We start from the raw sequence: 13265 nt of genomic DNA on the forward strand, positions 1-13265 counted from the left end.
CATTCGCTACCATCCACTCGTGTCCGGATTAAATGGCACCACGCCGGTCAGCTGCAACGGCAACGTTTTTCCATTGCGTAACAAGTATATATATTGTTCGTTCTTCCGGCATAATAAGGGATAAGCCAACACGCCCGTTTCAGCATAAGGATGATCAGTCGGCGGCAACATCACCTCTTTAAACTGCTCTGGTGTGACAGCCTTACCGGTAGCATCCAGTATAGTAAAACGCGCTGCTTTCTCCGCCAGGAAACCGGTATTGTTTTTACCGACAAATATCCTGTCATAAAGCGCAGGGATGATGACCCTCCCATCCCGACCGGCCATTCCTTTTTTGTAGGTACGGGTATAATTATCTTCAGATTTATACAAAGGCAGACAGGTACTGTCTTCATAATCGTAGATATAACCGTTCACGTTATAGTCATACTCGAGGGGCACCAACAGCTTGCCGGTCGTATCTGCGTAACCGTACTTCCAGGCGTTGCCGTTTTGCCTTACCAGTAATATCACGCCTTGTTGCAGTATCTGCACGCCATCGTAAATAACCGGCACCACTTCCTGTCCATTTGCATGGATAAGCCCCATTTTGCCGTTTTTCGTGACCGGCGCCACGCCAAATCCAAACTCACCAATAGGAAGTGACAGTGTGGTATCATCCTGATACTTTTTCACCAACGGAAAAGGCGCCGATATCGCCTTCGCCGCTACTACATTCCAGAGGTATGCATGACGACCGTCTGATACGATCAGGGTATTGGCCACATGGGCCGGAACAATATCCGTATAGGGCAGCCGCGTGACGTTACCGGTGGCCAGCGAAAAGATGGACGTCTCTTTGTCTTTCACCAACAGGTATTGATCTTTATTCAGTGGGCCGATGGATGTATATACCGGCGGCACCAGTTCTTTACCATTCACACCGTAAAGACCATACACCAGGTCACCGGATTCATTTTCCATAGTAACGCTCAACAGCGTGCTATCCGGCGCAATAGGATTGATATATTTAAATTTTGCCGGGATGATTTCTTCCTGGCTACCGGCATCAAAGACGCCGGTGCCCGTGCCGGTCCTGACAGATAGCAGGTGGTCCGTTAACAGCTCATAGCTATTGTACTTCACCGGCAGTATCAGTGTACCGTCTGTTTTGTACAATCCCGGCTTTTCCTGATAAACGACCTGTATCAGCCCTTTACCTGCACCGGACGTGATCATGTCTACCTCATGAAACGCAGGGGTTATCACCTTTCCGTTCACCGGATTAAAAAATCCGTACAGTGCTTTTTGTTTCAGGGCGAAAAGAGGACCGCCACCGGCAGACCTCATCGGCTCGATTTCGTTGTAATCTTCCGGCAGCAATGGTTTGCCGGTACTGTCGAACACATTGTACAGGCCATTTCTTGCCGCAATAATGTAATCATCCGTGCAGGATACTTCTTCATCCAGGATAGGCGCTATGATAACACGCCCGTCCATATTGACAATCCCGGTTTTACCATCTTTCCTGACAGTGAGATAAGGACCGCTGGCATAGTCGCCATAGGGGTCAAAAATATCCTGGTATATGAAATCGAGCACCTGCTCCCCGTTGCGGTTGATCAACCCGAAACGGCCGTTTTTCTTCAGTTTCAGCATGCCGTCACCGATCACCTCCATCTCGCTGTATAACGGTCCCGCATATACTTTTTTCCGGGGAATATTCACCACTACTTCTTTACCATGCTGTTTGAAGCTGCATACCCATTCATCGCTGCGCATCATGGAGTGACTGTGCTCAAAGGCAAAAGGCACCAGTACTTCATTGGTAGCGCTGACAATGCCCCACTGACCGTTTTTCTTGGCGTAGAGATAATCGCTCTTTCGTCCGCAGCCGCCGCAATAATCAAACTCGTCATATACCGCGGGGATGACCAGCTGCTGCCGGCGCACATCATAAATGCCCCATTTCCCCTGCTGTTTCACATCATAACGATCATCATCCAGTATACCAACTTTTTCAAACTGTAATGGTAACAGCAGCCTGCCCCATGTATCCGCATAGGTCATCTTGCCCTGTTTGTGCACCTCGAGATAAACATTGAATTTAACCTCCAGCTTGTCGTACTCCGGTTTCAACACCCACTGTCCTTCATCGTTGATCAGTCCTTTCTTACCGTTGCTACTCACAATCGCCATACTGCGATCTGTATTAGAGAAGATACTTTGTCCGCTAACACTGTCTACCGGATGATAGACCGCTTCTATCTTATCGAATGCCTTTTGTCCGGCAGTATCCACAAACCAGCTCTTTTCCTTTGCGACGATGCGTGCATAACCGTTCGTAAAAACAGAGCCCTGCTGTTGGGCCAGCAACGTATGTCCTGTCAATAACAAGACGACCAGGCCGGTCAATACTTTTTTATTCACCATAACCTTTCTTCTTTTTAGCGCGCCAGGGCAATGAGTTCCCCTGCTCATCCAGATACAGATACCATTCACCCTTTTTTACCAGTACCGGGAACCGGGAATTAGTGCCCCAGTCCTGATTCTGCTCCAGATCATCATAAACAGGCGGCACGATGGCGGTGCCATCAATGGACATCATGCCTTCTTTGCCATCTTTGGTGACGTCAAAGAACTGCGTGTCTTTATTATAGCGGATTTCATCGTAGTCCGCCGGTAACAGCTCTTTCCCTTTTGCGTTCAGTACGCCTTTTTTACCATTACGGGTTACGATATAAAGCGAGGTATCATAAATCCTGTTGATATCTTCATATTCCAGCGGCAGCAATACTGAACCATCTTTGCGCAGCAGTCCCACTTTATTGCCTTGTTTCATTTGTACCAGCTCATCATCCGCAGAGGCCATGTCATCTAACACCAACGGATATACTTCTTTTTTGTTGATGTTGATGATACCCACGCGTTTTTCCTGATTGAGGGCTACCGCCACGCCATTACTGAAATCGCCCACGTAGGTGTATTGATCGAATACCACCAGTTTACCGGTGCTGTCCACAAACTGGTTTTCATGGGCATTGGCCCTCACCTTCAGCAACCCGCTATTGAACTGCAATGGCCTTGTTTTGTTGGAATCCGGTGCCAGCAGGCGGTTGTAGGAGGACGCAGCAAACTCCCAGGATTTGTTTTGATATAATATCTGCCCTTGTTTATTGATCAGCAGCGTAATACCGTTATCATCAGTATAACGCCTTTCCACGATGAGGTTGGGGCTCACCGCATCGAAAGCACCGTAGCGCGTGAGCGGGCGGAGTATCTTACCGGTTTTATCAGCGAGGGCGGAACTGTCGCCCTGTTCGAGACGGAGCATCTCGGCATTCTGCCAGCGTATATTGCTGTAGGTGGCCGGAATCACCAATTGACCAGTGACGATATTAAACAGCCCTGTTTTTTCTCCTTTCATCACGCTGATGAAATTATTCTTCTCCACGCCGGCCGCATCGTCATCATAATTGCTCATACCATATTTAGTGGCCAGGCCCTCAAACTGTACCGGAACCAGCAACTTACCGGAGAAATCCGCCACGCCGCACAGGGTACCTTTTACCGGTACTACATATACTTTATCATTGATCGGCAGCACGCCGATATCTGTGTAATCAAAGGGCAGCAGTTGTTTACCGGATGCATCGTACAAAGCCGCGGCATCGCCTTTTTTCGCCACTACGTAATAAGGTGGTGCATAGGCCAATGGCAAAGGCAAGGCGCCGAAGATACTACTGCCTTTGCTATCATACATGCGGATTTCTGTATGGGTAACAGGGACCACTTCTTTACCAGTAGTATCTGTCAGTCCGCAAAGCGCTCCTTTCCACACCTGAAAGAGTGGTCCCATGCGGGAAACCTTTGTATACTGCAGGGGTATTTTCAGCTTACCGGTGGCCACGTCCAGCAGGCCGATCCTGCCCTGCTGCGTTACCGCTACAAGATTATCAGCAGGTCCTTCTGTGATATCGTCGTAAACAGCCGGTGTCAGTATCTTCCCCTGCCGGTCTATCAGGCCGCATTTTCCACCTGGCACATAATAGCTGAACAGCTGTCCGTTATTGTTCCAGCCGATGAAACGTTCGTATTTCGGTGGGACCAGTACAGTGCCGTCTTCCAGCGCCAGGCCGAATTTGCCTTGTGATTTGATCAGGATGGCACGGTCAGGCACATACGACGGAGATACCTCCTCGTACTTCGGTTCCTGCAATACTTTGCCGGTTTTCATATCACACCAGCCATACAGGCCGTTTTTCTTTATGCTGAAAGTTTTAGGTGTCAGTACAGCGATATCACTGTATTCCGGCTGGCATAAGACATTGCCCAGGCTGTCTACCGCGCCTGTTTTGCCTTGCAGTTTGATGGTGATCAGGCAATAATTTTCTTCGGGATTATCTTTTTTGTTTTCACCGAATACCCGTACAGCATCATAACGGAAGGGGGCGATGATATCCCCTTTACGATTTATAGCGCCATAGGCGCCGTTCTTCACCGCCGATGCAATCCGGTAGTAGCTGACCTGTTCCAGCTTATCCACGGTTACTTTACCGCTCCGGTGCAGTAGCTGTTGGTGGCCGTTGACCTGTATTTTGGCAAACTCTCCCTCGAAGCGGTCGAGGTAGCCGGCTGTTTGCGGTGTTTGGGCAAAAGTGGTGGCAGCCGGCGAGAGCAAGCCCGCCGTGAACAGGGCCACGAGTGTTGTATGCTTCATATTAACAATGAGTTCTGATCTTATTTAAGGGGATGACGGAGTACCTGTATGATTCCTTCGGCTGTCTTCACTGCCGCATGGCTTTCCGCGAAATCTGATATTTTATGGTAAACAGGTGGTATCACCATTTTGCCGGAGGTGTCTATAAAGCCCCATTTGTTTTCCACCTGTACCGCCATCAGGTTTCCGAAGAAAGCGCGGTGGGAATCATATATGCAGCGGCCTTCGGTATCACAGAGCAAGGCTTTGCCGATGGGCTGTCCGGCAGTATTATACATCTGCAGATAGCCGTCACGGTTACCTTCCGCCTGACCATTCACCTGCGTAAAAAACACGCCGCCGGAGATAGGGTAAGGCCGGTCATCAAATGTTGGTTTTATCAGGATATTTCCTTTTTTATCCATCAACCCCCATTTCTCCTCCTGGTAGAAGAGGGCGGCCCCGTCAACAAATTCTTCCAGCCCCTTTGCTGCCGTGGTAAAGAGCAGCTTGCCCGTACTGTCGATGACATGGGAGGTATATTCCGGCTCTCCGGCAGGCAATTTATTGTATAGCTGCGCCAGTTCATCATTATCCGGTAGACTGTCCCTCACTTTTTCCAACCCCGACACCACAGCTACGCCATCAGAGAACTCGCGGGCCCAGACATATTCAGGAGGAATCACCCAGTGGCCGGAAGTGTCCACGTAACCATATAGTTTTCCCTTGCGCACCGGCAGGCGGCCGTTACGAAAGGGAAGCGGACGGGGTTTTATTTGATTATAGGCACCGTTGTAGGTTTTATCGATGATGGTGTCTATACGGACAAAAGCGGGACCAAGGGCCGTTTTTCCCTGGCGGTCGATATATTCCCAGACGCCTTTTTTGTTGACGGCCGCCCGGCCGCAGGAAAAATCGTGCGCATCTTCATACTGGCAGGGAATAACCATGCGGCCCTCCCGGTTCACATACCCATAACGGATATTACCGTTCAGTGACTGCCCTACGATGGCCAGGCCTTCGTGGAAAATACCGACTTCCTTAAACTGTGGCCGGATGACCATTTTACCGGTGGTATCCATATAACCATAGTTACCTCCCGACGTCAGCGCCCAGGCCAGGCCTTCTGTAAACAGGCCGATGTCACGGATATCTTTATCAGGAACAAAAGCAACAACAGGTTGTTGGGCAACAACGGCATTCGCGAACAGGCAACATACAATCAGTAAAATCTTGTTTTTCATCCGATCAGGCTCTGGTTAAACAGTCACAAAGATGACAAACTTTGGGGATTTCCACCAACTTTCAGGGGCTACATGACATCTACAAACGGTTAAAAAATTGATCTACAAAAGATATACAACAACGGCTAAACGCTCCCTGATGGCGGATTAATCCGTCATCAGGGGCGCCAGGGCTTTGCCCAGTATTCTTTGCAACAGGCTTCTGTCATCTGTCATAATTTCAGCGGTCCCTGTCAGCACCGGCTGACGCGGGATCTGTTTCCCGGAGGTGGACAACATGCCCTGGGTGAGTTTTACCTCTACCAGGAAACTGCTGTCTGTTTCCGCTACGGCATCCGCGCTCACGGTACCGGGCAGCAGGCCATAGGTGTCTGACGGGAAAGCGGTGAGGCGCAACATCACCTGTTGACCCGCTTTCACGCGCCATGCGTCAGCGGCGGGGATATGCCCCTGTACCATAAAGGACTGTTCCTGCGGCGTTACCCTGACCGGCATGGGCAGCACGTCCGGGTAACGGAAGAACCAGGCCCCGATGAGGGCCAGCACGACCATGACGGCGATCATCGTGATACCGCTACGGACCATCCACGGCGGCATCTTGCCCATAATTTCCTGCACCTCTTCACTCCTCACCTCGGTGAGGGAGGAATGCAGTGCATGGCCGTTCAAACGTTTTATCGGTTTATTTTCCGGCATAACATTATCCTCCCAGTTCCAGTTGGTTTTTTACCAGTTCAAAATAATTACCTTTCTGTGCGGTCAGTGTGGCATGCGTACCGGTTTCCACGATGCGGCCCCGGTCCAGGACGATGATCTGGTCTGCATGTTTCACGGTACTGAGGCGGTGGGCAATCACCACCACCGTTTTCCCCCGGAAGAACTGCTCCAGGTTGTCCATGATGACGCGTTCGTTATTGGCGTCCAGCGCGCTGGTAGCTTCGTCGAAGAAAAGATAGTGCGGATTTTTGTAGATAGCACGTGCAATCTGTATACGTTGTTTCTGGCCGGCGCTGATACCACTGCCGGCATTACCGATCTTAGTCTGATAGCCCAGGGGCAGGTCTTCGATAAAACTGCGGATATTGGCCATTTCAGCGGCATGTACCAGTTTTTCGTTGTTGATGGTCTCATCGCTGATAGCGATGTTTTTGGCGATGCTGCCGGAGAAAATAAATCCATCCTGCATCACGTTGCCGCACTGCCGGCGCCACCATTTGGGCGACAGGTCCTGCAGGGAGAGGTCTCCCACCCTGATCTGGCCGGCGGTAGGCTCGTAAAACTGCAGCAGCAGTTTCATGAGCGTTGTTTTACCGCTACCGCTGGTGCCTACAATAGCGGTCACCTTTCCTTCCGGGACCACCAGATCGATGTCCTGTAACACAAAAGGCGACTTCGCGCCGCCATACTGAAATGATACGTTTTCCAGCACAATATCACCTTTGCCATCGGATGATGACGGCGGTGGTATGGCCAGGTCACGTTTTTCTTCTTCCTGGCGGTTGTGTATTTCTCCCAATCTGTCCAGGCTCATTTTGGCATCCTGGGCAGACTGTATAAACGCCAACAGCTGGTCCAGCGGGCTGTTCATCTGCCCGATGATATAACTCACCGACAACATCATCCCGAGGGTCAGGTTGCCATTCATCACCTCACGGGCACTGATAAACGAAATCAGGATGTTTTTAAGCTGATTAAAAAACACGGACCCGATTTGCTGATATTGTCCCAGCGCGAGGCTTTTCACGTTGATCCGGTACAGGCCGGCCTGTACATGTTCCCATTCCCAGCGCCGGGCGGTTTCACAGTTGTTCAGTTTAATTTCCTGCATACCGGTGATGAGTTCAAAGAGCACGTTCTCATTATCGCTCATGCGCTGGAAGCGGCGGTAGTCCAATGCTTTACGGCGGCGCAGGAAAAAGAAGATCCAGGTGACGGCTGCCACGCTAAACAGGATGAACACGAGCAATATCTTCACGCTGTACACCGCCAGCACCACGGTAAACACCAGCAGGTTCACAAAAGAGAACAAGGTAGATAAGGTGGTACCGGTCAGGAAATTCTGGATACGGGTATGGTCGCCGATGCGCTGGTGGATGTCTCCGATCATCTTGCTGTCGAAAAAGCGGATCGGCAGTTTCATCAGCTTAATGAGGAAGTCGGAAATGATATTGATATTGATACGGCTGTTCATATGCAGCAGTATCCAGCTTCTGATCATTTCTATGGCCGTGGACCCGGCAAAGAGCACCAGTTGGGATATCAGTACCAGATAGACGAAATGTACGTTGTGACGGTTGATACCATAGTCCACCAGGCTCTGTGTCAGGAACGGCATGAGGAGTGACAGGATGCTGGCCAGTATCAGTCCAAGAAACAACTGCACCACGTACTTTCGGTACGGGCGCAGGTAACCAAACAGGAAGCGGAAACCGGTGGCAGCGCGTTCCGGCGCCTGTTGCCGGTGGAACTGTTCCCCCGGCTCCAGCATCAGTACCACGCCATGATTTTGATTGCCTTGCCAGCAGTGGAGGAACGTTTCCTTATCCACTTTTACGAGGCCATGGCCCGGATCTGCCACCAGTATTTTGTCTTTGGGATTATGCCGGTTGTAGTCCTGCGGAGGCAACACTACGAAGTGTTGTTGGTTCCAATGCAGGATACAGGGCAGCTCCACATTTTCATCCAGTTGTTCGAAAGTGATCTTCACAGCGTTGGTGCGGAATCCTATTTTCTCTGCAGCTTCACTGATGCCCAGCAGGCTTACGCCTTCCCGGGTGATATTGGCCAGTTCGCGCAGGTAGTCGAGCGGATATTCGCGGCCGTAGTGTTTGGCCACCATCCGCAGGCAGGTAGGCCCGCAGTCCATCGCGTCCAGTTGTCTGTATGTAGTAAAAGCCATTTATTTCAGTGTTGCTTCCATCGCCAGTTGTGATAAATAATATTTCTCCAGAAAATGATAGATGACCATTTCGTGTTTGCGTTGTTTGGCCACAAATATTCTGTTGAGGAACATATGAATATGACTGGCCAGGATATCGAAATAGCGGTTATCGTTCTGGTAATGCTGCCGTATCTGTTGTGCCAGCGGGGCGGTAATGGCCGACCGTTGACGGAAGAATTCCACCGCATCTGAAATTTCGTTGGTCTCGTCGTTTTCTGCACGCAGGAAAGAAGCGATTTCCTGTTGGTGTTTGCGGTATTTATCGTTGAGCGGTTTGTGCTGTACTTTAGCACCGCCGAATTCGGACGCAAAACCTTCGCGCAGGCCCGCCAGCAGTTGTTTACGTTCTGTGGGGGTGAGCCCGAAATCTTCCAGCAGCATGTCTGTTCCCCGCAGGGCCATCCGCCAGCGATAGCTCTCTCCTTCCGCTCCTTCCAGCATACTGACCACTCCCAGTACCGCGAGGCTGTCGGCGCTGAACAGCTGTTCGCTGATCTCCATCGTAGCCGCGCCGTAACGTTCTAATTCGCGGATATAGGTATCACATTGAATTTTAGATACCTGTCCGTTTTCTACCATCGGCTGCAAGCCTGTCTGGATGCGGTGCAGGATCTCATCGTTGTGACCGGGGTGACGGCTGTTGCGGAAGCGGAGGCGTATATGCGGCTGCGGGTCGCCGTAGCGGAGGAAAAAGAACGCTTCAAACAGCCCATCTTCCTGCCATTGCGGCAGGTGTTCCGCAAACCAGGTAGCCAGCAGTTCTTCCGCCACGCGGTAGCCGCAGTATACTTTTACGTATAGCCATTCACTGCCGGGTGCAAAGCTACGTTCCGGCAGCTGCACCGACGCTGCAGTGGCCATGGCAGGCCGCGGCTTGTCAGCAGGCTTTTCCGCCACGGGCACACTGCGCATGGGTATTAACACTTCATGGGCATATGCTCCGTCGGCCGTGTCCCGCACGATGCCGCTTTCTTCGGCCAGCAGGCATTCCTTCAGTTTTACCGACGACATTTTTTTGACGTGGTCGATCAGCAGGCCTATGGCAGCCGGAGCGGTGAGGTCCAGCAGCAGCTCATTATCCGATTCTGCGAGCAATACTTTATCCGGCATCTTTTGTTGCTCGCGGTACTGATCGAAGAAACGCCGGTTAGCTTCCGCGTCTTCGCCCAGATGCTCTACTTCTTTGGCGGTGAGCGTCCACGTGGCCCTGCTGAGGATAATATTTTTATACACTACGCGGGGCACGCGCTTACGATTCGTGAACACGCCCCAGTCCCAGTGCAGGAACGAGATCAGTGACTGATGCTGCAGATCGCACAGGAATTTGTAGATGGGCAGGCTGTTGAAGCCGTAGTTATGGGCGGAGCTCAGGCGGGGCAGGATGCGCTTATTGAGCCGTTTGCTTCTGAGGATGACTTCATTCTGTCTTACAGACACCATGATATCGGAGACGGGTATACGGAATTCTTCCGGAGTGCCGGCCACGCCGATATAGGGTATCTCGTAAGGCCGCAGGGTGGGCCGTATCAGCACGTTGGCCGCACGGGCTTCGGGGAAGTGTACCACCTCGGCGATGATGATGTCCGGGAAAGCGGCGGCTTCTTCGTCGAGGATGGCTTTCACTTTTTCTGTGAGCACCTCATCGCCGTTGCAGAAGCGTCCGAGCAGATTGGCGGCTGACGGGCCGCCCATGGAGTTGAGCGCGAAGCGGTAGTCGCCGTTGTCGGCAGCTTCCGCAGAAGATGCCAGCAGGCTGCCGAAGAGGTAGCAGCTGCGGGCCATCGGCACCGTTTCCGGATCGCCGAGTTTTTGCAGGTCTTCGTCGGTGATGGCCACTTCGGTGAGGCCCTGTTGCAGGAACTGTTCGTATTTGTCGAGGCCGAGCTGTTGCAGCGGCGACCAGTTCACGGTTTGATTTTCTGTGCCGGGGGCTCCTGCCACATCTTCCACGAAGGGGGCGTGTACGGTGTTTTCGATGGCAGCGCCGTAGCCGATGCCTGTTTCGCCGTCCAGCACCAGGTTGAGCGGTACTTCCTGCGATTCGTAGCGTTCCATGAAACGGGTCATGAAAGACGACATTTCCGTTTGTCCTTTCGTATAGCCGAGGCAGAGGGCCATCAGGCGATGGATCTGCGACAACACGTCGTTGACCAGTGTTTCGCTCAACTGGCACTGCTGTGCTGTTTTAAAGAGGTCTATCTGCAGCAGGTCTTTGGGGATGCTGACGGGGAAAGCAGCTTCGCACTGTTGATGTATGGCGGCCAGCCGGGACCGTTCAAAGTCCTGTTGCCGGAATAGCTGCTGCAAAGAAAGCAGCGCGTCGCGGAAAGTACTGGCATCGGGGATGGATAAAAGGCGGTCTGTGAGGGATTGCAGGTTGTCTTCACCTGTAATCCGGGGCTCTGTATCTGCGATGAGCAATTGGGATTCGATCAATTCACGGACGAAGCCGGTGGCTTCTTCTTCCGTCACGGAGGGGTCTTGCTCATGTATCACCTGTACGATCTGTGCAATCGTGAGGCCGGCGGCAGCTTCGCGGATGATGGCGGTCATAAACACCGAATCTTCCACGGCGGTGAGCAGATATTTGCGCCGGTTGTTATTGATGGTATATTCCGCGTAGCGGTATTTATCACCGGTTTTATAGAGGCTGTTGTTGGGGTAGTAGCGTAATGCCATGCTGATGTCCGGCTGCTGGCTGATATGATTACAGATACGGGTGTAGTAGTCCATATCGAGACGCACATACTGATAGGCGTCTTTCATATCGTTGAGCAGCAGCCGGGTGCTGTCGCCGATGGTACCGGTAGTACAGCCGGCGAAGAGGCCATAGGGCGTACTGCGGGAGCAGGCGCGCACCCAGTATTTGTAGAGCGATTTACGCAGCTTGTCGGTCTTCTTTTTGTTGAAGGATGCCGGGTCAGCGAGGAACCTCTCCAGCTCTTTGAGCAGGTCGCCGGAGGCGATACACAGGGCATACAGGAACAGCGGGTTCTTGTCTGCCAGCTCCTGGAGGCTGTCCTCCAACACATCACGATACCTGTTCACCGGGTATAGCGGGCTTCTTAATAGGAAAAATCCTGTATGCGATAACGCCATAGTAGTTCCTTTTGCAGATGATTAAAATAATTTTCAGGAGAGCAGAAAGCACTCATCCCAGGGCAAAGGCTCCGGGTGCAGTTGTGATAACAAAGCCAGTCCTACGCCGCTGCTGCCGTCGAGCAGGTCCCAGGCATATTCCCATTGTTTGTCTTTTCCCAGCCACATTTTAATCCCGTGTTTACTATGATCTTCCGGGAAAACGATTTTTTCAACTGATTTCTCCTGCCAGTGGTTGGCACATTGCAGGAAAGCTTCGTCCCGGGTCTCAAACCAGAATTTGCGGTAGAAAGCAGCGATACCACCGGTGCCGTGGCACAGGCAGTTGTCCATGATACCGGCCGCTTCGTCGGTATCACGGCGCATATTATAGCGCATGATATGCAGTGCTTCATCTTTCCATGTTTGCTCGTTGAACAGTTTACCACAATGCCACAGCATCATGGCCACGTTCAGGTCGCCGTAACACCAGGAAAGGCGGCTCTGGGTGGATTTACCGTCCAGAATAGCCGGGTACAGGGCGTGAAGGGAATCATCGGTAAAAGCATTCTTATGTTGCAGGATAAACGGAATGCTTTCTGAGATCAGGCGGTGGCACAGTTCCTGTGCGATGCCGGCCTGGTATATTTTTGCTACAATAATCAGCAGGGAGCAGGAGCCATGGGCCAGGCTGAAGGAGTTACAGAAGATGCCTTCCGGCTGGTCATGGGTATAGAAGAAAGGCAGGCTTCTGCCTTTGTCGGTCATGACGCTTTTGTTCCACAGGGTTTGTACAAAATGTTCCAGGTGGGCGGCCACATCGGGGCGACTGGCAAATCCCAGGAGGAAATTGCACATACCGGAGCTGCCGTGCAGGAAGTCGTAGTTTTGGTGTTCCAGATGGAAATTGCTTTGCATAATCGTGGCGGTAACGAAGTCTGAAGCCAGTTCATTGATATCGAGGTCCAGGAATTCGTGGCGGGTCAGGTGCTCCAGCAGCCAGAACGGGCCGGTATGGCCGTTACAGAAGGAGTAGTTGTCTCCATTTTCCGGTGCGTATTCAGCATATAGCTCCTCCAGCAGTGCGGTGGCATTGTCTGCCTGATCGTCGGCATACTGCTCGTAATAAAACATGAACAACAGGGCGCCCCAGGGTCCTTTGAACAGGCTGGTGTTATAGTCGGCTCCGTATTTACGTTCCCGTAACACGGGAATCATGTCATGATAGATGTATCTTAACTGAGTGGCGGTATTATTCATTTGGCAGCAGAGATTTAGTGGTGTACAACAGGGAAAGACGGGCTTTCCCTGTTGGGAAAAGAAC

7 protein-coding genes are annotated in these 13265 nt (G+C 51.7%); all 7 read right to left on the reverse strand.

Features of this window, described 5'->3' with window-relative positions; genetic code table 11:
* Window positions 1-6: 6 nt before the first annotated feature.
* The 7 genes from ICL55_RS30995 to ICL55_RS31025 all read right to left on the reverse strand — a co-directional run bounded on the left by ICL55_RS30995 (window position 7) and on the right by ICL55_RS31025 (window position 13201).
* On the reverse strand, window positions 7-2412 hold the full coding sequence (locus ICL55_RS30995) for a WG repeat-containing protein (RefSeq protein WP_188105114.1): 2406 nt from the start codon (window positions 2410-2412) through the stop codon (window positions 7-9).
* On the reverse strand, window positions 2402-4699 hold the full coding sequence (locus ICL55_RS31000) for a WG repeat-containing protein (RefSeq protein WP_188105116.1): 2298 nt from the start codon (window positions 4697-4699) through the stop codon (window positions 2402-2404). Before ICL55_RS31000 ends, ICL55_RS30995 begins: the two co-directional genes overlap by 11 nt.
* 20 nt (window positions 4700-4719) lie before the next feature.
* Window positions 4720-5922, reverse strand: a complete 1203-nt coding sequence (locus ICL55_RS31005) for a WG repeat-containing protein (RefSeq protein ID WP_188105118.1) — start codon at window positions 5920-5922, stop codon at window positions 4720-4722.
* A 147-nt stretch (window positions 5923-6069) separates the two neighbouring features.
* Entirely contained in the window at window positions 6070-6591 is a 522-nt protein-coding gene (locus ICL55_RS31010; RefSeq protein WP_188105120.1) for a beta-barrel domain-containing protein, read from the reverse strand.
* Window positions 6592-6622: 31 nt separating this feature from the next.
* The gene (locus ICL55_RS31015) at window positions 6623-8821 is read right to left on the reverse strand and encodes a peptidase domain-containing ABC transporter (RefSeq protein WP_188105122.1); all 2199 of its coding nucleotides are present in this window, start codon (window positions 8819-8821) and stop codon (window positions 6623-6625) included.
* Window positions 8822-11962: a lantibiotic dehydratase gene (locus tag ICL55_RS31020; RefSeq protein WP_188105124.1), complete on the reverse strand. Its 3141-nt coding sequence runs from the start codon at window positions 11960-11962 to the stop codon at window positions 8822-8824.
* 33 nt (window positions 11963-11995) lie between these two features.
* On the reverse strand, window positions 11996-13201 hold the full coding sequence (locus tag ICL55_RS31025) for a lanthionine synthetase LanC family protein (protein ID WP_188105126.1): 1206 nt from the start codon (window positions 13199-13201) through the stop codon (window positions 11996-11998).
* Between the last annotated feature and the right edge of the window lie 64 nt (window positions 13202-13265).

This window comes from Chitinophaga varians, from assembly GCF_014529945.1.
Lineage (GTDB): Bacteria > Bacteroidota > Bacteroidia > Chitinophagales > Chitinophagaceae > Chitinophaga > Chitinophaga varians.